This is a genomic window from Ruegeria sp. CDSC045 (assembly GCF_059610725.1).
The window spans coordinates 63,889-83,192 of sequence record NZ_JBXWOE010000013.1 but is presented as its reverse complement, the minus strand read 5'-3'; the positions used below and the strand labels follow the sequence as shown (position 1 = coordinate 83,192).

Sequence of the window (19,304 nt, the reverse complement as noted above, 5' to 3'; positions counted from 1 at the left end):
TTATGTTCTCACGATCATGGTTAAACGCAGATTTACTGAAACAGCACCCCCGTCAAGCGGAGGCACTGCTTTCTGGCCGTTTGGCTTTCATTTTCTCCATCGCCATATCTTTCGCTGACCGGCTTTTCCGCATTGCGACCGTGCGCTGCGCATCAAATGCCGCCTGAAGTTCCTGATCTTTTTCCGAAACCTCTTTCACCGGGGCAGGGGCCGGTTTCGCTTCAGCCAACGCCTTTGCTGTGTCCCTGGCCTGCTCTGCAGCAAGATTGAGGTGTGTGCCTTTGATCTTCGGACTTTCGCCACCCAAGAACTGCATGAAATAGGGATCTTCAAAGTACCTGATCTTGTTTGCAATCACCGGCATTTTGCCTTCTCGGATCAGCACAACCTCATTCTCCGGCAATCGACCAACGTGTTCGGGCCGGAGCAGGCGAATGCCTTCCTCGCGTTCCGATATGCTGCCCATTTCCATTTTTCCGAGCGCTCGAGACTTCGATTTGCTCACTACTGTTTTGTCACCGATGGACCTGGAAACGTGTTCGCGTACCTCTGAATCCTCAGAAGCTGCAAACATCTGCGTCCCGGCGTTTGCCAGCATCGCCCGCACGCCTTCATGCCCATAGATGTCCTGCAGGCGCGACAGCGTTTGCGAAATCACGATGATCCGACCGCCGAACGATCGCATGGTGTCATACGCTTCAATGACGCGCTCAAGGTGGCCGAGACGCTGAAACTCGTCGAGCAGGATCAGCACCTTGAACGGCTCATCTTCGCCCGGCTCAACGGTTTCGATTGTGTTCACCAGATCGAGGAAGAACAGGCGAATGAGTGTCCGGAACTCTTTGACCTTTTTCCCCGGCACAGAAAAGTAGATCGAGGTGGGGCGCCGACGCAGATCCTCAAAGTTGATGTCATTGCCCTGCGTGGCTCTTGCTACAGATGGGTTGCGCCAGAGCTGAAGGCCGGAGTTGTTCATAACCGAAATCGTTGACCGCAGGATTTTGGATTCTTCGGCTGCAAGATTCAGGAACTCATCTGCTGCCCGGGCATAGCCCACTTCTTCGGCCATCTTCTCATAGTCCTTTTGCTTGGTCGTTTTGACCAGGCGCAGGATCTCGGAAATGTACGGACGGTTCCGCTTGATCGCCAACATCGCCATTGCGCAAAACATACCTTCGACGCCGCCTAGAAAGCCTTGAGCGGACGAGCTGGGCGTGTCGAACATCTGGGTTGCGACTTGGATTACTTCTTCCCAACGCCGGTCCAGGTTGTCTGCCCGCGCCGCGCGGCGCAGAGGGTTATAGTTGTTGCTCTTTTCGGGATGCTCAGGGTCGAACACAAAGACTTCATCACCCATGGCCGCGCGTCGTGCGCCGGTCGCCTGGAAGATCTCGCCCTTGATGTCCAGGACAACACAGGAGCCGTTGAACCGCAGAATGTTGGGGATCACAAAGCCGCTCGTTTTACCCGAACCCGATGGCGCAATGAACATCGCATGTGGTTTCTGCACGCTTGGACCGGGCTTATAGAAAATCGCGTTTTTCTCTTTTGGTGGCCCGAACTTGGCAAAAACGATTTCACTGTCCAGTTTTGATTTCAGCTTCAGAGGTGCCGCGTATCCTTCTGTGACGAGCTGAGGCGCTTTCGCAAAAACCGCATCCCCGTATTTGGTCGACGGGCCGCGCAAAGCGGCGGCCACAAACGCAAATGTCAGAACGCAGACGGCCACAATGGCCACAAGCCCGATGACCTGTTGTTCTTCTGCAGGCCGTGCCATGAACTTTTCCGGTATCGCCCAGATGTCCAGCCCCCGGAAGCCCTTCGTGTTTAAGTATTCGATGACCAGGCCGACCACCAACACCGCACAAGCTGAAGTAGCAATAAAGCCCATTGTGCCGGCTATCGCTACCTTCTTGCCTTTTGGTAGATCCTGAAACTCAGCCATCCGTCAGCTCACGCTTGAAAAAGCACCGGGTACCAAATTCGGCGCGCACCACGCCGATCATTTCCCAACCCTCTTTTCCCAGCTCCGCAAACGTCTCGCGCGTGTTGTCTCTTTCCGCCAATAGCGCGTCGCGGCACTCGAATTTCTTCATTTTGGTTCTCCTTCAGATAAGTTGGTCAGCGGTCATCAGAGGCGGGAAAATCACGCCGTTGACCTTCCGCTCGTCTCCGATTTTCTTCATGTGAACAATCATGTGAATGGTGGCTCTGATGTCATCAACCACCTCTGACTTTTGGACAGTCGGAGATCCGCGCCGCACCATTTTGCTCATGCGTCCAATGGCATCAACGGGCGAGTTTGCGTGCATGGTGCAAACGGATCCATCGTGGCCGGTGTTCACCAGCTCCAGGAACATATTCGCATCGTCCCCCCGGATTTCCCCGCAAATCAGCCGATCAGGCCGGAGGCGAAGCGCAGATTCAAGCAGCTTTGTCGGGGATCGAGGCCCATTTTCTTCGGAACGATCAGCAAGCAAGTCAACCGAGTTTGGTTGCTCGATGTCCAATTCTGCCACTTCCTCAATCGTCACGATCCGCTCGCCTGGATCGACGCGCTTCAACATCGCATTCAAGACGGTGGTTTTGCCCGACGATGTACCGCCCGCAATAATCACATTCCATTTGCTTTGCATCGAGAGGTCGGCCAGCTCGTCAAAGCCCATCGTGCCCGCTGCAAGCGCCGCCCGAGCATTCTCAAGTGCGCTGTGGTCGTTGTTTTCTGCCAATGCGGCCTTTTGGCTGGCGAAGCTGAACGCGCCCAGGTCAACGCTTTTCACGCGGAGCAGGCGGATCGCCACTGACCCGACGCCGGTTGTCGCAGGTGGGATAACAACCTGCACCCGAGCTTTGCCCTCTTTTGTCGGGACATTGGCCGTTGCAATTGGCTTTTTTTCTCCGAAAGTCACGTCGCTGAACCCAGCCACACACCGCCCGATATTCTCAACATCATCCTTGGTCAGAGTGATGTCTGTTCTGGTCATGTGGGTAGTGCCCATTTCCTCAACCCAGACCGTTCCATCTGGGTTCACGGAAATCTCGCTCAGGTTTTCGTCATGTAACAGATGCTCGATCTGTTCGGTGTAGTATTCCAGAAGGCCGTTGCCGTTTCGCCCGCTCATATTTTTATCCTTGGCAGAGCACTTTTTGGAACAGTGGAGGTTGCCTTCGCTGCCTCTCGGCTTTGCCTCGAACGCGAACGCACCCACATAAGATTCATTGATTCCCAAAAGTGCTGAATTCGCGTCAAAAGGCCGCTACAGCATTCAATTGTGCAGGGAGCGACCGGAAGGGCCGACGATACGGCCGCATCAGAGGTTCTGTCTCAGAAGTTGTCGAACACCACGTCACGCTGCAGGATGGCGTTGATGCGGCTTCCCTGATCCACATAGATAGTTGGCGTGATCCGCAAATAGTCCTCCAACGCCGCTGCAGTGGCATTCTGCAGATTTGAACCGACCTGCGTTGCCAGATCTGTTTGCACCGAATTGCTGCTATCGTTGTCGGCCACCAGCGCGACCGGCGCGATCCCGATGATTGAGAGCAACGCTGCAGTCCCGAACCGTTCACCAAAGTGCGTATCAACGCGTCCGGTTGCGCCAGACCGGCCCTGACCATCCGTCCCGGCTGAGCCGATTTGCGCAGACAAACCATCCGGCGTGATAACCCGGCTCCAAACGACAGCGATCCGCGTTTGCGCCAGTTTTGTATCAGCGCGGTATTCGCCATAGAGTTTAGATCCGCGTGGCAAGAGCAGTCTTGTACCGTCCATCGAATAGACGCCGCGCGTGATCGTCGCCACCACACTACCCGGAAGTTCCGAGCTTACGGCCCCGCCAAACACGGCAGTCAAAACCGTGCCCTGAGTCAGCGTGCGGGACGGTTCGTCAATGATCGAGGCCCCCACGATGGGCGGGTATTCTTCGACCAAGTTGTTTTGCCATGTCGTGTTCGGGTTTTCCTGATAGCCGCGCTGTTCTTCAGGCAGGCGAGTGCTTTCCGGCTGAACCTGCACAGGCTGCGGTGCCGGTTGCGCGGGCTGGAAAATGATCGGCTGCGAACCGCTGTTGATGGGTTGGTAATTTTGTTCCTGGGCCATTGCACTTGAGGCCAACGTGACCAGGGCGAGGGAGAGTGCTGTTCTGTTCATCGTCAGCTCCATTAGTTTCTGCCATATGGGTTTTCATCGAACACAATTCCGTCCGACTGGTTCTGGCGCTCGCGCATCCGCTTGAGTTCTTCGAGTCTGCGCCGTTCGTCCTCGGTTAGACCTTGGGTTTGCAGATGGCTCATGCTGGCGAGTGCCCGCGCCTCAGCATCAGCAACAGCTTGGGCAAGCTCTGTCTGAAACTTCTTCTCGCGCTCATCATATCTGACCTCCAAACGCTCGTTGGTCAGATTGAGCGAAGCGATTTCACTGTCTTTTTCTGATAGCGAAACTTTTGCGTCGGTCAGCTCGCCTTGAAGATCGGAGATCCGGCCATTCTGCTGTTCGATAGTTTTCAGAGCTTGCTTCAACCCTTCGGAGTCGATCTGGACTGGCGCAGCGTCCGGGGTGGCAACAGCGATTGTCTCAGGCAGTGCGTCGGGTTCCGGTTCATCGACCTCTGGACCCCGAGCCGTGATAAGCCCGTAACGCTCACCGCCGCCTTGTTGCAGGGCATCAACTGTTACGCCTGTACGTGACCCCTTGCTTTCGTCACCCAGCACAAACCACACGAAACCTAAGAATACGGCACCTGCGAGGGCGACGCCCATGAGCTTCTTTGGCTCAAACTTCTTTCGGACACGTTGGGGCGGCTGTTCAGCCGCCGCACGTGCCGCAATTGTGTTTTCGCGGTTCATTACTTGCTGCCCCCCGGTTTGACTGTTTGTGAGGTGATAGGTCTACCAGTCTGGCCGCGTGCGCTTGCCTGTTGGTAATTGTCGCCATCGTTGCGAACACAAATCGAGTTATCCTCGATGCGCAGCGTCCAAAGATCGGAAAGACCCTGCACTTGGATAATGCCGCGCTCTTTCACTGTGGTGTTTACCATCAGCTCCCGACCGTCAGGCAATACACGGAAAATACCCGGTAGTTCCTCGTCCTGCGGGATTTGCATGTACGTATGAACGCCATCGTCCCAAACCGCCGTGGGTGCGAAATCTGCTTTGCCCGACCGCGAATAGTTTTGGTTCACGAACCGCCCGGTTGGCTTGGGTTCGCTTCGAGCCACCTTGCCACGGGTCGTCGTGGTTCCACCTTTATTGTTGTTATAGAAGGTGACTCGGAACGGCACCCTTTTGCGTTCAGCGGTAGTTTCAGCAGGAACCAGATAGAAGTTGTACGAGCCGCGATTGGTCAAAACCGTAAGGTTGGAATCCGAGTTGAGGATTTCCGGTTTGAACGCGATCACACGACCTTCCTGCAGGCGGGTGATCTGAAAACTTTCAGTGTCGCCCGCACCAATGCTGCGGACGGTTTCACCCTGCGGAAAATGGACGTATGTGATCAGGCGTTCGCCCACAGGGATGCGGTACACTTGGTTCTCGACATAGTGGAAATGCGTTATGCGATGATCCGCGTTCTTCCCATCCGGTGTTGGCGTGATTTCCGCCAGAACAGGCAGAGAGAGAGCCAAGGCTGCGGCAGTCGCGGTTGTGAGTGTCTTGAAACCACGCTGCATCAGATGTCTCCCATTGCGTCTACGCGGTAATTGGTGACGACGAAGCCGAATGGGTTTTCCAGAAGCTCATCCATCGACGTCACGATTTTCTCCTCAAACCCGTAAGTCACTGTGACCACGTACCGGGCCGAGGCGGCTGGTTGGTTCGGAACGATCAGCGACTTGCGGATCTCCACCTGGACCGTCTCGTCATTGACGGGAGACACGCCGAGAATTTCGGTCTGCACCTTTGTCTTGGGCGTATAGATTTCGTCGGGATGACTATCGTTCGAACCGTTCCAAAGATCCCGATAAGACGTTTCCGCCAGCTCATCAGACCGACGCAAAACTGATTTCAGGCGCTCGTTGTTGTCCTGGACATCATAGGTTTCCCGGTCGCGCACATAGTTTGCAACCTCGCGGAACGCCATCGCCTCAGAAGGTTCCAATTCCTCGACCTTCTCGATAAGCAGAACCGGCAGTTTGGAATCCGGATCAATGGAGAATGGCACCGCGCGGATTTCCTTCAGAGGAAGGAGCATTGCCCACCCGATCATGGAGGCCACGCCCATTGCCATGCCGACCATGCCGAATAGCTGCCATTTGAAGGCATCGCGGCGTGCGCCCAGAAAGAGTTCTTTTTCGTGATCTGTCACGTGTGACATTTGCTCTGTACCTCTGTTTACGAAGATTTTTCTCGGGCAGCTCGAATGCTCTGCCGATAACGATCAGCGGCGTAGCTCTGACGAGCCGTCCCATCCTGATTGCGGGCTCTGTGTGCAATGTCCCGACGCGCTTGCATTGCGCGCGAGGCGCTATCACGAACCCCGGTCCCGTCGCGTGCTGCGGAAGCCATTGCGGCGGCGGTTTTGCCTCCGGCCACAGCACCACGCGCGCCATCGCTGGCAGTGCCCAACGCACTTCTTGCGGCTGCAACAGCACCGGTTGCCACGGCGAGACCCGAGGATGCCGACACGATTGCACCCGACATTCCCCCCGCGAGCGACGGGATCTGCGTGAGCATGACGATAGCCACGATGCAGATTGCAAGAAAACGTCCGCTGGCTTCCATGTCATTTACATCAGACAAGGAACCAAGTTCCGAAGCGAAAAGCGCTTGGATCAGCGAGACAATCCCGGTCAACACTACAATCACCATGACGAGGCCCACGGTCGTTTTTGCCCAGGCCGCAAAGATGTTTGCTGTTGCCGAGCTTAAGAGCGTTGCGATGAACACTGGTGCCAAACCGAGAAGGACTGCCATGCCGCCTTTGGCGATAAGTGCCATGCCAGTGCCAAAGGCGACGATAACCGCCCCGACAACCCACAAGATCGCGCCTGTAATACTCAAGCCCCACGTGGCGTTCTCGATGGCTGTTTGACCCATAATAAAGCATTGAAGCGCAATCTCATCGAGCGCCTGCCATACATTTGTGGTGCCAGTGAGCGCCCCAGCAATGCTGTCCGGCAAGGTTTGAACGCCTTGATAGATTGGCTGAAAAAAGGACCAGCTTGAGGCCATTCCGATGATTATCGTCGCCCGAATGATCCAGCCGATATAACCACCGAACCCTATTTCTCTGATCTGAAGTACGCCGTTGATCAGCATCGCCACGAAGATCAGCGCAGCAATTGCCCAGAGGGCGGATGCGAGATCCGCCGCAAGACTGGTGTATGCTTGCTGAGAAAAGTTGCTGATTGCTGTTTCAATCGAGCTGACGAAATCCTGAATCACGGCCCACAAGCCTCCTCAATTACAGGGCGCAGCGCTTCCAAGCGTTCTTGCTGCGCGTCTTTGAGCGTTTTGAGTTCGCTGGATGGCTTCGACCAGAAATCGTCCTGGTCCGCGCCCGCCAACTCGATTGCAGCTTCGCGGCTAAGGTTCCCGAGCGGGCATTCAGTGCTGAATGCTTCATCGGCTTTGCGCAGGCGGCATTGCTCAATGGCAAATTCATGTGCGGCAATCACTTGCTCATTCAGAATGGCATCGGTCCAGTTGCCGACGACATACTGTTGATCTGCGCCCTGACCAGCGTTGGCGAGTTGTTCAACCCCGTATTCCTTCAAAGGCTTTTTGAACGCTCGGACGCCCGAGTAACCAAGACAGGTCCGATATTCCCCGAATGTCCAATCAACATTGGGGGGAAACGGCAGTCTGGCCTCAGCACTGGCCGACGACGCTAAAAGCGCCGCCGTCAGTGTGGTCAGGGCGAATGTTGTGCGGCTTTTCATTGGGATTCTCCTCTTGCGTAATTGCTAAGCGTCTTTAGATCCGCTGCGTTTGCAGCCAGATCCGTGCCAGTCGCTACAGCATTAGCCGAGGTTGCGCGCAAGATTTCAATTTCAACTTGCAGGAGTTTCATCAAAACCGCCGTATTGTAGTCGATGGCCTCCTTCAGATCTTCTTGCTGGCCGATTTCACTGCGCAGTTCTTCCGCATCTTCTGCAAGCTGACCGGCCATGTCGTAACCGTTCTCACCCAGAGCAGACGCCATCAGGCCAGCACCACCACGTTCTGAGAGGATGCGACGAGCTGGTACGTCCGAGCCGTTGAACTCAGACAGGATGCCGTCGCCCAAACCCAGATTGATGGAGCGGCGTTCCATCGCCTGCGCAGCGACATCGGGCAGGCCGGAGATACCACCCTCTGCCGCATCAAGCGCATAACCGAAGGTGTCGGCTGCGGTTGCCAGTTTCAGAAAGCTGCGGCTGTTGAACTCGTCCAGGTCAGTCAAGCCAGTAATGGCTTTAAAGGAGTTTTCCAGCATGGCGCGCTGCTGTTCGAGCTTTTCATACTGCTGCAACAATTGCTCATACTGGCGAACCATTTCAGCAACTTCTTTTGCCGAGTTGGCGGCGTCTTGTGTAATGGCTGTGGCGTCGATGGTCGGAACACCCTGGGCCGATGCCATGACGGGCAGGGCGGCCAGAACGGTGACGGTTGCAGTGGTGCGAAGGGTTTTCAGGACGTTCATCAGACAAGCTCCAAATCAGTGGGGTTCATGCGCTCGAAGTCGCAGGCGCATTTGCTGCGATATCCCGAATAGGTGTTGGTGCAGGCGGCGACGGCGGCCAGAACACCGAGGGCGATTACAAGACGAGATTTCATGTGATTTCCTTCCAGAAGTTGGGGTTTTGACGCCATTCCGGATCAGGGAACGACTTGCCGTCTGATCCGCTCAGAACACGAAGCAAGGGGCCGAGTGCGCCGACATCGACATCGAGCCAGACACTCTCATCACCCTTTTTCATGAGCATTACGCGGTCGCCAAAATGCGCCCGCAATGCGCCCAGCTCTGCATCATTCAGACCGATTGCCCGGTAATCTGCTTCATTGCCGGATCGGGATGGGAACAAGAGCTGCGTGCTGGTGTTTTCCAGGATCGACTTACTGGCCGCCGATGACAGGATGTGATCCGGGATCTGCGTCATCATCATCATCATGACGTTCAGCTTCCGATATGTGGTGTAGGCGTTCTTGAGGATGTCCGCGCCGTAGGGATTGCCAGCGATCACCCATGCTTCATCAATGACAAAGACAGTCGGCACCTTAGAGGCACACCGGCGCTCGATCTGCCGCATGACGTAGCTGATCCACGCCAGCCGGACCAGCTCGTCATCCAGAACCTCGGAAATGTCGAACACAAGATGCCGGTCGCCAGAGGCGAAAGGATCTGTGCCTCCCTCGCCAAACATCCAGGACTGCCGCCCATTGCCCGCCCATTCGCTTGCACGCTTGAATAGGTTCTTGCCGTCATCAAAGGCTTTGAACCGATCCACCAGTGAATCGAAGTTCTGAAGCTGTGGGGGCAGGGTTGCGTTGGTATGGCAGGCTTGTGTGATCTCATCTTTCTGTTCGGCGGTCAGCTTTTCGTCATAGCTCATCAAAGCCGTGACCCAATTTGCCAGCCAGCTTTGCCCAGCCTCATCCGTCTCGGTCTGAAACGGGTTCATGCCGGTTGGCTCACCAACTCGGACGCGGGTGTACTGCGCACCGAGCGCACGCATGGGGGATTCCATCGCCCGGTCTTTGTCAAACGCAATGATCCGCGCGCCCTGAGCGACAGCGCATGTCGCCAGCAACATCGCAATCACAGTCTTACCTGACCCGTTTGGGCCGAGAACGATGGTATGGCCGGATGGTAGGTTTTCCGCATCCGAGCTTGTCTTGGGCAAATGCAGCGAAACATCGTAGCTGTCGCCATGCGTTGTCGGGAACGTCGCCAGAGGCCCAGGCCAAGGCAGCTTGTTCTCAGGCAGACCCTTTGGCCGCATGTGAAACGCAACCATGTCTGCAAAGTTCTGATCTGTGATCAGTTCTTCACGGGCACGGAACGCGAAATTGCCGGGGTGCTGCGCGAAATACACCGCCCGCGCCGACATCGCTTCGCGCTTCACTGTACCGCCTGAAATTTGGATTTCACCGATGATGTGTATTTCGGCGGTTTTCAGATCTTCCTCAGTCCCGAACACGCAGATCGAAAGGTGGTGCTTTCCCAGAGACATCGTGCCCGATGCAATGCCATCCGCCAGAATGGACAAGTCCTCTTCCAACGACTTCGCTTTGTCACCAGCTGAGCGCATCTGACCCGATTTACGGCGCTCCATTTCTTGCGCCTGTGAGCGGCTGATCGGCAGGAACGATTGGGAAATCACGACATCAACCGGCAGGTCCAGCCCGTCGAAAATACCGGGGAACGACGCCATCGGGTAATTCTTCAGGGAATACGCACGGATAGAGCGTTCCTGATCGTCGCCCGTGACCAGATTGCCGGTCTTGCCCTGAAACAGCACATCCTCTTGCGGCATGTTGAAGGCGATGGGTTCTGCAATGTTCGTGTGAATGATCGGCTGATACCGACCGTTCAACAGCATTCCATAGTAACCCAGCCAACGCCCCTCGCTGAGCTTCAGCCGGCGCACACGGGCCTCGCCCAACGTGCCCGCCAATGTCGTGAAAACACCGTCGAGCTGTTCGATCATTTCGCAGCGTTCCTCGTCTATCGTTCCAGACGACATGCCGAACATCTGTCTTGCCCGCTCATTCTGCCCCTTTTGGAGAATGGCGCTGATGATGATCTTGCGTTCTTTCAACTCTGCATCGAGCGAGGCTGACCGCATGGCTTCAGCCACAGCACCAGCAAAGCCGGTTGTGTCCGTGATGACATGCCCTGTCTCAGCGGGCACGGTCACTCGATGAACGTAGAATGCGACCTCAATTGGAGTGGTCCGCAATACACGTTCAAAACGCTCGGCCAAAAACTCGAATTCGTTTTCGTCCAGAGTGTTTGCGTTGATTCCGGTAATTTCGGCAGCGGCGATCAGTCCGCCGTTACGTGTGGAAATGACCTCATCGTCCACGACATAGCCATATGGCAACATCTGAAAGAGGTGCATTTCATCCTTACGCCAGCTCGGCTCAAGCAACGAGCGAGCGAGGGTAAACAGATCCTTTGAAGCAGGCTTAGGCACTATAGAAATCTCCCCCGTGGTGCTGACGGTTTTTGGTGCGTGGTGTCTTGGAGAGCGTCACGGACAGGATGCGGAAGAATGCCGGTTCCCATTCGTAAAAGAGGCGCAGCCCGGTATAGAAAACAAAGCCCGCAATGATTGCTGGCGCTACTCCGAACGAGAAGAACGCAAGCATGGTCATACCCGCGATCACCAAGAGATAGATCACGGGCAGGCCGCCCCATTCTGCGGGGCGGCTCAGGCCGCGAAAGACCGTATTGCGGCGCGCCATGAATCAGGCTCCGATGAAGGTGTCAGCAAGGCCGATAACTGCACCGACGACGATTGCGATCACGGGGCCTTTCAGCGAACCCCAGCCGAACACGTAGGCCAGACAGCCCCAGATGAAGCCAACTGCTGCAAGGCTCACGCCTACGACCTTCGAGTCGGCCAGTGTCTCGTTGATGAAATCGCCAATGGCATCCTGCAGCCAGCCAGCGGAGGCCGGTGCTGCGCTGACGATGGTCATTGTCAGCGCAAAGAATGCCACTTGTTGGATGAAGTGGTGCCGTTTCATGGGGGGTCTTTTCATAGTTCTTTACTCACTTTGCTTAGGATGATCCGCACGTAGTCGCGGGTTTCGGTGAAGGGGGGGATGCCGCCATACTGGACGACGCGATGGGGACCGGCGTTGTAGGCAGCAAGCGCCAGTTTCCAGTCTCCAAACTCACGGTACTGCGCTGCCAAATAGCGAGCGCCACCGTCGAGATTTTCAGCAGGGTTCTTTGGGTCCACGCCCAGGTCTTTTGCCGTTCCCGGCATGAGCTGCGCGAAACCGATGGCACCCTTGGGCGACAGGGCATCAGCCCGATACCGGCTTTCCTGCCAGACCAGTGCCATGAACAATTCGGTCGGAACGTCATGCCGTTCCGCCGCTGCGTGAATTTCTTTGACGATCCGGTCCTGCGACCAGCCACCAGAGGCTTTGCGAGGCCGCGGTGCCTTGCCCGCAATCTCGATCTTTTCCTGTGGCTTGGCTTTGGGCGGTTGCGCCTGTTCGTCCAGCTCGTATTCCCGCATCCGTATTGGTTTAACCACGCCATCAACGATTTCTGCCCGCGCACCGTTCAGAAACACGCTGCCATCGGGTTCGTATTCGATGACCTGGGAAAAAGCGGGGTTCATCGTCGTGACCCACAGCACGAGAAACGAGACTGAGAACCGGCGAAACTTCCTAAGTGTCAAAATGACATTAATGTTATCTGAATTGATTTCACATTGTTTTGAATGGTTTGACTCGAGTAGCGTTGGAGATACCGCACCTGCTTCATAGTCAGTGGCGGTTGTGTGCCGGGTGCAGTTCCATCCCCACCTGGTCGCATTCTCTCTTCGGCGTAACACCACTTGCATCGAAGAGAGCGCTTCGCGAAGAAAACCGGGGCCAATTTCGGAGTTTTTTGGAGTGTCAGTGGCCACTGTGATCGCCTTTCCGCCTTTCAAAAATGGGTCAGTAAAGTTTACATAATTACTATTATGAGGCCCGGAGTCAGATCATCTGAGCAGCAGGAAATTGGATGCCGGAACACAGCACTGAGCCCTTCGCGGGCTTCGTAGAATGCCAGCGTTCAGTTTGGATCAATCAGCCTGAAGGTCTGACCAAAGTGTCGGGGATGTCCCGCTCGCCTCAATCGTCAGACAGCGCTAAGCGGTCGGACGTCAGATACTTTGTCCGCGGTTGCACCCATTGACTCTGGCGCGGTGCTGTCCAATCTAGGATCGGCATCTAGGACCACTGTTTTTACCATAGTACAGTTCTTTCTTGATGTTTGAGGAATGCCCGGATGGATTTGGGGCGTTTCTTGTCCTGTCGGTTGTTGGCGCAATCGACAGGACCGCTCATTGCTCATTAGTTTCGTTTATTGGTCATCAAGCCGTTGTTTGACCCTCTCCTTCAGCTACACCAGGCCTGGCGTTTACCACCGCTGTATGGTCGCGCGAGACCCTCGTAAATCAGGATGGATCCAACCTGTTTTCCGCCGGCGCGTGCGATCGCCAGAAAGCGGCCGTACTTGTCCAGTTCCGGTTCAATCTCCAGTTCCACGTACCCGTTGGCCTGAATGATCTCCGTCAGGCGGTCCTTGGTTTTCAGACCCAAAGCTCTCTCGGCTTCACATTGCGCACGGAAGGTTTCAGGTGCATCAAACCCAACGAGCCGGTACCGGTCTTCACCATGGTCGATTGTGTCACCGTCAACGGCGATCACCTCAGATGAGCTTAGAGTCTCTGTTCGCTTGGTTGGTTCAATCCAGAACGCAACAAAGAACAAGGACGCGAGTGTAGCGCTGAGAAGCAAGAGCCGTTTCATGCGCCCTGCCCCAGTATTTTGATGAGCCGGGTTCTCGAACGTGACCGATCAGGTTTTGGATTTCGCGTCCAAGGCCTGAGCTGCTTCGAGACCCTCTGGGGTAATCGACTCGATCGTGTAATCTGATTTGACGCAGAGAATACGCCCGTCGCCAAATTCCTGGTGATGCTTAAAAAGCCCAGGCCAAAGATCGAACTCTCTGGGCTCAGCGCCCGCTCGAGAGATCTTCGACTTGCACAAGGCTCCGACATAGTTCGGAGAGCTGTAAATGCAGTGGTACTTAGGTCGTCCAAGGGAAGCGAGTCCGATAAATTCGTAGCGGCACGTAAAGGGAACCTGATCTTCTTTCAGGCCCCGGACCATCTCGATGGTTACCACAGTGTATTGTCTCTTGTTGTCCGCCATGACGACCCCCTATGGGCCGTCTTCTACATCCAAAAGTTGTGGACTAAAACACAATCTACGTCAATATAACAAAGTACGCTAATATACGATATAGGATTGTCAGAAATATATCGGCCGGATATTGCTTAAGCGATTCGCAATCAGGAGAAACCATCTTGAAACACTCAAAATCCGGAAATGGAACTCGCGCAAAGGCCCTTGCAGTTGCACTCGCTGCACTGCCGGCCACGCAGGCCAGTGCCTATCCAATTGACTGTGCCATATTCCTTTGCCTCGCCGGAGGCTGGCCCGCTTCGCCCGACTGCGTCGCAGCCAAGGCGGAGTTCATTCGGCGCATCACACCCTACCCGGTCGAACCCCCGCTCCAACTGTGGCGCTGTCCGATGAACGCGTCAGAAAGCTCCTCAGGCGTGAGTCCTATGGAAAGGTTGGAAGCCATCAAGCGCAATAGTGCCAATCCTGTTCCAGAGCTTCCATCTGACAGTGCTCTGGGGCCAAGGATATTGGACGTTTCAATTTCTTCGGAAGCTGCACGAGCCGTCTACGGGCAAAGCACTACGTCGTCGCAGGTTACTCCGATCAGCGTCGATCTTTCCTCACCCGATTTCGACGTTTTCAGATCCATCAGAGTTTGGGATGTGCGCCACTATAGCTATCGCCGTCGTTCGCGAGAGGGCGATTGCGAGCGCTCGCTTGATCTTGTGGTTGGCACATATGACGACAACGCGAGCTTTCACTGGTCAGATCGCGCTCCTGCGCCAATCCCAGCATGGCTGCCCCTTGGCAATCGCTGTGAGCCTCCCAGCTACTTCCGCGGCGTTGGTGTCGAGTGGACCGACACATTTGGGTTCAGCGATTACGAACTCATCCGGTACTGACATGCTTATCAGCGGGACGACGTGTTTCGCCTGCAAATGTCAGTGAATTTGCCAGCCACAGTTGGAAACCAGGCCGTCTTGCCCAGAGGAAACCCCCAATCCCAAAACAAAAAACCCCCGCAAGGCGGGGCCTCAGCGGGGATCTTCCTAAGTCACGTTTGATCACCTGATTTATAGGAAGTTCCCAAAATTCTGACAAGGATAAACGCACCTGTGCGAACGGTATTTCTTTGTCTTTCGCTGAGGTTCGACCCGCCTTGCTTCCACAATGAGAAGCCCACCATGAAAAATCTCACCCAATCCGATAACACAACTTCAAGAAGCGACAGTGAATTTCCCAGCCCCTGCTCAATGAGGTCGAAACCATGAGCTTTCGGCACATCTCATCCGCCCGAAATCTCCAAAAAATGCGCTTCCACAACGGCCTTCCTGAGAGCTGGAACCGTGACAGTTTTCGGCAGCTCTGCGTGAGTTATGCCCAGATCAGAGGCGTGTCGGCCCAGTGCATTCGCACCTTCGAAATCATCATCGATATGATCGCTCCTTCCGCGTTTCGTGACCCGTCTCTGGAACCCTTTTGCTACGCGCGCCAGGAAACGCTGATCGCCGGGCGTGGCTTAACAGATCGGACAATTCACAATCACGAACGCCAGCTAGAAAAGCTTGGCCTGATCGAACGTAGGCTTGGCGCAAATGGCGCGCGATGCAAGCGCAAGGGGCTTGGTCTCTTCCTGACCCCAGCCCTGAACCTTTTTCCCGAGATGCTCGACGCGGAGGTGCAATATAGGTCTGAGAAGAAAGAGCATGATGCGTTGCGCGGGGATCGATCACGGCTTTACCGTTATGTTAAACACAGCCTGGCGGTGCTTCATTCACTCCCTTGCCCATCTGAAGAGGTCGAGGGCATGATGGTTGAATTTCGATCATGGCCACGTTCTGACAAGCTTAAATACCTGTCGTTGGATGAGCTCAGGGCACATGTTCAGGCAGCTCACAACCTTTGGAAAAGGATCGAAGGGCATGTCGCTAAACGTGGTGAAATTTCGGGTGGGCCCGAAGCCGGTATCGGGTCCCATATACAAGATCAAATTGAAGAAGAAATTTTGTCCTGTAACGCCGATGGCGAAGCAACAATGCCCGCGGCTGAAGCCTCGGAACCAATTTGTTCTGGCTCCGGGCCTCACAGCCCTGCGCATTGCTTAGAAAGCAATCATCCGGCGGGTACTGAACCGCGCAAGGCCCAAAAGCTACCGCGGGTGAATAACCGTGTTCTATATGAACTGGCATCAACCGAGTTGCGCATGCACATCGATATCGCCGGCGGTGGAGAGCAGAATTCCTGTCCAAGCCTCTATGCAATTGAGACCGGTGTTTGGTCCCGGCTGTCGGAGATTGGCACCAATGTCTCCGCCTGGCTTACGGCGATTGATCGTCTGACCATCATGGGGGCAATCCTGGCTGGGGTGATCACGGATGCGAGGCTGAGTGACCCGAAACTGCCACCGGTGGTTAATCCGGGAGGATATCTCCGGGGCATGGTTAAGGCCGATGAACGAGGTGAACTGAACCTGATTTCCAGTTTCATAGGGTTGCTGGCGCGAAGAGCCCGGGAGGAGGAAGACGGGCAACGGCAAGACCACAAGAACCGAATTTAGCCGTGTCGGGTTTTTGAACCGCTCGATGCTCAAATTCACGTACCTCATCGGCAGGTTTCCGCTCTGTTTCCGTCTCCAGAACAGAACTGTATTCAAATCTGTGATTGGCTACGGGAATTCCCGAGTAGTTTGTTCAGCTTTAGGTTGCTATGCGACCTCGACGCCAACGCGGAACAGAAAGACGATCTATGAAAATTGCAGATATTGGCACTTCTGAACTGGATTTCAGGCAAACCGGCGAGGCACGCCTTCAGGAGATTTGCAGCAGGTATGGATTTGAGAATGCTTCTTATGCCCATATCGACAAGTCGCAAAACATCGTTCACGGTTGCGCCACGTTTCCGGCTGAATGGACCAGACACTATATCGAAAACGACCTGATCTTTGCCGATCCCCTCATTCGGTTCGGTGCCACTATGATCGCTCCGATTGATTGGACAGCATTCGACAACAAAATTGACTATGCAGCGCTTTTTGAGGCTGCCAGACGGTTTGGCGTTGGTCGCAATGGCATGACTATTCCGGTCATCAATCCTTTTGGCGAGCGTGGTGTGTTTACCGTCACATCCAATGCACCTCGCCCCGAATGGGAGGCATTGATCACGAGAATGCTCCCTGCCCTTCGCCACGAAGCCCAAATTCTGCATCTGCTCGCGCTGGACGTCATCGAAACCGTTTTTAATTTCCCGTCGGACTCCCTGTCTGGGGATGAGCTGGATGTATTGAAAATGCTCGCGTCGGGTTTGGTGCCGTCTGTCATTGCCAGCCAAACGGGCAAGCCCTCCCGAACGGTGGATGTGCTGATATCCTCGATCACCACCAAGTTGAAGAGCCAGACGAGCGAACAAGCGGTTGCGCGTGCAGTCAGTACGGGGTTTCTCAAATGGAGTGATTTCTTTGCCGATCCCGTGGCAGAACTGGTTGATATGGAACACCGGACGCTTTGCGGCGGGATCGTCCGGTGGTCTGGCAGATCACACGAATTGATCGCATTCGAAGATGGCCGGATTGTACGAAGTCTCGATAGCTTCCAATCGGCTCAGGCCGAGGATCTGGTAGTGGAATTTGGCCTAAACCCAGCTGAAATTTCCGAAGTGGTCGGAGACTCAGGCGATCAAGCCCTATGGATCAGATATCTTTGATCGCGGTCGGCGGTGCCCTCTTCGCGCTATTGGAAAGTGAGGATGTGCAGACTTCACATAATTTCCCTTATCATCGGCTGTACGTGTAGCCGCAAATCTTAAATGTAACCCTTAAAGTTCAAGGGCTTAGGATCTTTGCCGTTTTTGGAAAATTTGCTGATCCAGGCGCCGCAATTTGAAGCCAAATTGCGGCGTTGCGTTTGCGGCACTGACGCGCGACGGGTGGTCAAAAACTGAAAACCCTGACGCTTTCTGCCCCTAACGTATGAGCAGAGGACAGAAGCAACTTCCAGCCTCCGCCCCGCGAACTATCCTCACCAAATTCGTTGAAGCCATCAGAGCCCTTTGGCCTTGTACGCCATCGCCACTTCATTGATCGCCATCACATAAGCTGCCGTTCGGAAATCATGTGCGCCATTCGTTGCATCATTGCGAAGCCGCGAGATCTCTGCAAAGGCAGTTTGCATTACGTCATCCAACCCCGATCGCACCAAATCAATCTCATGGCGGGCCGCGAGAAACGCGCGAGAATGCTCTTCTGGGAATGCCATGCCAGTCATTTGTTCCATGGTTCGGGCCATTAGCTGATGGTCCTGTGCGTGGTGACGGCGTTCCATCAGGCCGAAAGGGATATGCGTCAGGTTTTTGACCCACTCAAAGTAACTGACTACAACACCGCCAGCATTGGCGAACAGGTCGGGAATTATCTCGACCCCACGTTCACGCAGGATTTCATCTGCTGCAAAAGTCGTGGGGCCATTGGCAGCCTCAACAATCAACCGTGCCTTTATGTGCGGCGCATTATGAGAAGTGATCACGCCTTCACTGGCAGCCGGGATCAGGATATCGCAGCTGTGGTTTAGAACTGATGCTCCATCTTCAACAAACTTCCCCCCTTCAAATCCGAATACCCCACCGGTTGCAGTAATGTGCGCTTTCAACGTCTGAATATCGAGACCATCTTCATTGATCACCGCTCCATCACGTTCAATTACACCTATAATGCGGCAGCCTTCTTCTTCTGACAAGAAAAGCGCAGCGTGGTAGCCCACGTTGCCCAACCCTTGAATAATAACCGGACGTCCGGACAACTCAGCGTTAGCAAACCCGGCACGCTCCCGATCTGGCTGCGAGTTGAAAAATGCTTTGATGGCATAGATCACACCTCTCCCGGTAGCCTCTGTTCGACCTTCGATACCGCCGCCGCCAATGGGCTTGCCGGTCACGCAGCCAAGCCCATTGATATCTTGCGGTCGCTGACGGCGGTATTCATCCGCGATCCACATCATATTCAGTTCATTGGTTCCCATATCAGGAGCAGGAACGTTCATGGCTGGACTGAGGAAGTTATGCTTGATCAACTCTTGGGCAAAACGCCGTGTGATCTTTTCCATCTCGACCTCATCCCAATCGTTTGGATTGACCGCCAATCCGCCCTTCGAGCCGCCAAAGGGCAGACGCATCAATGCGCATTTATAGGTCATCAGGGCGGCCAACGCTTCGACCTCATCCATATTGGCGTCAGCCGAAAACCGTAGCCCCCCTTTGGACGGGTTTGTGTGATCGGAATGCACAGAGCGCCAACCTTCAAACGTAAACAGCTTGCCACGCAGGCGTACGCCAAACCTGGTTACAAAGGTCGAATTGCACACACGGATCTTTTCCGAGACGCCATCGGGAAGGTCGCATAGAACCTCCGCTTTAGCGTACATTGCATTTACATTCTCCAGAAACGAGTTTGCTTTCGCCGCTGTCTCAGTCAT

21 protein-coding genes are annotated in these 19,304 nt (G+C 54.8%); 3 read left to right on the top strand and 18 right to left on the bottom strand.

Annotated elements, in window-relative coordinates; translation table 11 throughout:
• Window positions 1-52: 52 nt before the first annotated feature.
• The 17 genes from AC2FH6_RS19060 to AC2FH6_RS18980 form a co-directional block, all read right to left on the bottom strand.
• Entirely contained in the window at window positions 53-1,945 is a 1,893-nt protein-coding gene (locus AC2FH6_RS19060) for a type IV secretory system conjugative DNA transfer family protein (protein WP_496703958.1), read from the bottom strand.
• On the bottom strand, window positions 1,938-2,096 hold the full coding sequence (locus AC2FH6_RS19055; protein WP_496703957.1) for a hypothetical protein: 159 nt from the start codon (window positions 2,094-2,096) through the stop codon (window positions 1,938-1,940). The genes AC2FH6_RS19060 and AC2FH6_RS19055 overlap by 8 nt, the downstream gene beginning before the upstream one ends.
• Before the next feature lie 12 nt (window positions 2,097-2,108).
• The gene (locus AC2FH6_RS19050; RefSeq protein ID WP_496703956.1) at window positions 2,109-3,122 is read right to left on the bottom strand and encodes an ATPase, T2SS/T4P/T4SS family; all 1,014 of its coding nucleotides are present in this window, start codon (window positions 3,120-3,122) and stop codon (window positions 2,109-2,111) included.
• A gap of 203 nt (window positions 3,123-3,325) precedes the next feature.
• Window positions 3,326-4,150 (bottom strand): TraB/TrbI/VirB10 family type IV secretion system protein, encoded by an 825-nt coding sequence (locus AC2FH6_RS19045; RefSeq protein ID WP_496703955.1) that lies wholly within the window; start codon window positions 4,148-4,150, stop codon window positions 3,326-3,328.
• A gap of 11 nt (window positions 4,151-4,161) precedes the next feature.
• Window positions 4,162-4,845 carry a hypothetical protein gene (locus AC2FH6_RS19040; protein ID WP_170722696.1) on the bottom strand — a complete coding sequence of 228 codons (684 nt, stop codon included), beginning with the start codon at window positions 4,843-4,845 and terminating at the stop codon, window positions 4,162-4,164.
• A complete protein-coding gene (locus AC2FH6_RS19035; protein ID WP_496703954.1) occupies window positions 4,845-5,666 on the bottom strand; it encodes a TrbG/VirB9 family P-type conjugative transfer protein in 822 nt (273 codons plus the stop codon). The genes AC2FH6_RS19040 and AC2FH6_RS19035 overlap by 1 nt, the downstream gene beginning before the upstream one ends.
• A complete protein-coding gene (locus AC2FH6_RS19030; RefSeq protein ID WP_496703953.1) occupies window positions 5,666-6,310 on the bottom strand; it encodes a VirB8 family type IV secretion system protein in 645 nt (214 codons plus the stop codon). The genes AC2FH6_RS19035 and AC2FH6_RS19030 overlap by 1 nt, the downstream gene beginning before the upstream one ends.
• 17 nt (window positions 6,311-6,327) lie before the next feature.
• On the bottom strand, window positions 6,328-7,380 hold the full coding sequence (locus AC2FH6_RS19025; RefSeq protein ID WP_496703952.1) for a TrbL/VirB6 family protein: 1,053 nt from the start codon (window positions 7,378-7,380) through the stop codon (window positions 6,328-6,330).
• Window positions 7,377-7,877, bottom strand: a complete 501-nt coding sequence (locus AC2FH6_RS19020) for a hypothetical protein (RefSeq protein WP_496703951.1) — start codon at window positions 7,875-7,877, stop codon at window positions 7,377-7,379. The genes AC2FH6_RS19025 and AC2FH6_RS19020 overlap by 4 nt, the downstream gene beginning before the upstream one ends.
• On the bottom strand, window positions 7,874-8,620 hold the full coding sequence (locus AC2FH6_RS19015; RefSeq protein ID WP_496703950.1) for a type IV secretion system protein: 747 nt from the start codon (window positions 8,618-8,620) through the stop codon (window positions 7,874-7,876). The genes AC2FH6_RS19020 and AC2FH6_RS19015 overlap by 4 nt, the downstream gene beginning before the upstream one ends.
• The gene (locus tag AC2FH6_RS19010) at window positions 8,620-8,754 is read right to left on the bottom strand and encodes a hypothetical protein (RefSeq protein ID WP_496703949.1); all 135 of its coding nucleotides are present in this window, start codon (window positions 8,752-8,754) and stop codon (window positions 8,620-8,622) included. The genes AC2FH6_RS19015 and AC2FH6_RS19010 overlap by 1 nt, the downstream gene beginning before the upstream one ends.
• A complete protein-coding gene (locus AC2FH6_RS19005; RefSeq protein ID WP_496703948.1) occupies window positions 8,751-11,117 on the bottom strand; it encodes a VirB4 family type IV secretion/conjugal transfer ATPase in 2,367 nt (788 codons plus the stop codon). The genes AC2FH6_RS19010 and AC2FH6_RS19005 overlap by 4 nt, the downstream gene beginning before the upstream one ends.
• Window positions 11,110-11,388 carry a VirB3 family type IV secretion system protein gene (locus tag AC2FH6_RS19000; protein ID WP_496671821.1) on the bottom strand — a complete coding sequence of 93 codons (279 nt, stop codon included), beginning with the start codon at window positions 11,386-11,388 and terminating at the stop codon, window positions 11,110-11,112. Before AC2FH6_RS19000 ends, AC2FH6_RS19005 begins: the two co-directional genes overlap by 8 nt.
• Before the next feature lie 3 nt (window positions 11,389-11,391).
• Entirely contained in the window at window positions 11,392-11,688 is a 297-nt protein-coding gene (locus AC2FH6_RS18995; protein ID WP_271951197.1) for a hypothetical protein, read from the bottom strand.
• Complete coding sequence (locus AC2FH6_RS18990; protein WP_496703947.1) at window positions 11,685-12,281, bottom strand: lytic transglycosylase domain-containing protein; 597 nt, start codon at window positions 12,279-12,281, stop codon at window positions 11,685-11,687. Before AC2FH6_RS18990 ends, AC2FH6_RS18995 begins: the two co-directional genes overlap by 4 nt.
• Before the next feature lie 766 nt (window positions 12,282-13,047).
• On the bottom strand, window positions 13,048-13,461 hold the full coding sequence (locus tag AC2FH6_RS18985) for a thermonuclease family protein (RefSeq protein ID WP_496703946.1): 414 nt from the start codon (window positions 13,459-13,461) through the stop codon (window positions 13,048-13,050).
• Between the two features lie 48 nt (window positions 13,462-13,509).
• Window positions 13,510-13,866 carry a hypothetical protein gene (locus tag AC2FH6_RS18980; protein ID WP_142638830.1) on the bottom strand — a complete coding sequence of 119 codons (357 nt, stop codon included), beginning with the start codon at window positions 13,864-13,866 and terminating at the stop codon, window positions 13,510-13,512.
• A 419-nt stretch (window positions 13,867-14,285) separates the two neighbouring features.
• Here AC2FH6_RS18980 and AC2FH6_RS18975 point away from each other — a divergent pair, with 419 nt between their 5' ends.
• From AC2FH6_RS18975 to AC2FH6_RS18965, 3 genes are all read left to right on the top strand, one after another.
• Window positions 14,286-14,744 carry a hypothetical protein gene (locus AC2FH6_RS18975; protein ID WP_496703945.1) on the top strand — a complete coding sequence of 153 codons (459 nt, stop codon included), beginning with the start codon at window positions 14,286-14,288 and terminating at the stop codon, window positions 14,742-14,744.
• A gap of 365 nt (window positions 14,745-15,109) precedes the next feature.
• The gene (locus AC2FH6_RS18970) at window positions 15,110-16,399 is read left to right on the top strand and encodes a helix-turn-helix domain-containing protein (RefSeq protein ID WP_496703944.1); all 1,290 of its coding nucleotides are present in this window, start codon (window positions 15,110-15,112) and stop codon (window positions 16,397-16,399) included.
• 188 nt (window positions 16,400-16,587) lie between these two features.
• Window positions 16,588-17,541 (top strand): autoinducer binding domain-containing protein, encoded by a 954-nt coding sequence (locus tag AC2FH6_RS18965; RefSeq protein ID WP_496703943.1) that lies wholly within the window; start codon window positions 16,588-16,590, stop codon window positions 17,539-17,541.
• A gap of 335 nt (window positions 17,542-17,876) precedes the next feature.
• On the opposite strand, the gene AC2FH6_RS18960 is transcribed toward AC2FH6_RS18965, so the two are convergent.
• Window positions 17,877-19,304, bottom strand: a complete 1,428-nt coding sequence (locus AC2FH6_RS18960) for a Glu/Leu/Phe/Val family dehydrogenase (RefSeq protein ID WP_496703942.1) — start codon at window positions 19,302-19,304, stop codon at window positions 17,877-17,879.

What these genes read in the sequence shown, in the direction of transcription:
- AC2FH6_RS19045 (WP_496703955.1), bottom strand. Translation starts at nt 4,150, where the DNA reads ATGAACAGAACAGCACTCTCCCTCGCCCTGGTCACGTTGGCCTCAAGT.
- AC2FH6_RS19060 (WP_496703958.1), bottom strand. Translation starts at nt 1,945, where the DNA reads ATGGCTGAGTTTCAGGATCTACCAAAAGGCAAGAAGGTAGCGATAGCC.
- AC2FH6_RS18980 (WP_142638830.1), bottom strand. Translation starts at nt 13,866, where the DNA reads ATGGCGGACAACAAGAGACAATACACTGTGGTAACCATCGAGATGGTC.
- AC2FH6_RS18970 (WP_496703944.1), top strand. Translation starts at nt 15,110, where the DNA reads ATGAGCTTTCGGCACATCTCATCCGCCCGAAATCTCCAAAAAATGCGC.
- AC2FH6_RS19030 (WP_496703953.1), bottom strand. Translation starts at nt 6,310, where the DNA reads ATGTCACACGTGACAGATCACGAAAAAGAACTCTTTCTGGGCGCACGC.
- AC2FH6_RS18990 (WP_496703947.1), bottom strand. Translation starts at nt 12,281, where the DNA reads ATGAACCCCGCTTTTTCCCAGGTCATCGAATACGAACCCGATGGCAGC.
- AC2FH6_RS19040 (WP_170722696.1), bottom strand. Translation starts at nt 4,845, where the DNA reads ATGAACCGCGAAAACACAATTGCGGCACGTGCGGCGGCTGAACAGCCG.
- AC2FH6_RS19000 (WP_496671821.1), bottom strand. Translation starts at nt 11,388, where the DNA reads ATGGCGCGCCGCAATACGGTCTTTCGCGGCCTGAGCCGCCCCGCAGAA.
- AC2FH6_RS18965 (WP_496703943.1), top strand. Translation starts at nt 16,588, where the DNA reads ATGAAAATTGCAGATATTGGCACTTCTGAACTGGATTTCAGGCAAACC.
- AC2FH6_RS18985 (WP_496703946.1), bottom strand. Translation starts at nt 13,461, where the DNA reads ATGAAACGGCTCTTGCTTCTCAGCGCTACACTCGCGTCCTTGTTCTTT.
- AC2FH6_RS19055 (WP_496703957.1), bottom strand. Translation starts at nt 2,096, where the DNA reads ATGAAGAAATTCGAGTGCCGCGACGCGCTATTGGCGGAAAGAGACAAC.
- AC2FH6_RS18960 (WP_496703942.1), bottom strand. Translation starts at nt 19,304, where the DNA reads ATGACTGAGACAGCGGCGAAAGCAAACTCGTTTCTGGAGAATGTAAAT.
- AC2FH6_RS19020 (WP_496703951.1), bottom strand. Translation starts at nt 7,877, where the DNA reads ATGAAAAGCCGCACAACATTCGCCCTGACCACACTGACGGCGGCGCTT.
- AC2FH6_RS19050 (WP_496703956.1), bottom strand. Translation starts at nt 3,122, where the DNA reads ATGAGCGGGCGAAACGGCAACGGCCTTCTGGAATACTACACCGAACAG.
- AC2FH6_RS18995 (WP_271951197.1), bottom strand. Translation starts at nt 11,688, where the DNA reads ATGAAAAGACCCCCCATGAAACGGCACCACTTCATCCAACAAGTGGCA.
- AC2FH6_RS19035 (WP_496703954.1), bottom strand. Translation starts at nt 5,666, where the DNA reads ATGCAGCGTGGTTTCAAGACACTCACAACCGCGACTGCCGCAGCCTTG.
- AC2FH6_RS19010 (WP_496703949.1), bottom strand. Translation starts at nt 8,754, where the DNA reads ATGAAATCTCGTCTTGTAATCGCCCTCGGTGTTCTGGCCGCCGTCGCC.
- AC2FH6_RS19015 (WP_496703950.1), bottom strand. Translation starts at nt 8,620, where the DNA reads ATGAACGTCCTGAAAACCCTTCGCACCACTGCAACCGTCACCGTTCTG.
- AC2FH6_RS18975 (WP_496703945.1), top strand. Translation starts at nt 14,286, where the DNA reads ATGGAAAGGTTGGAAGCCATCAAGCGCAATAGTGCCAATCCTGTTCCA.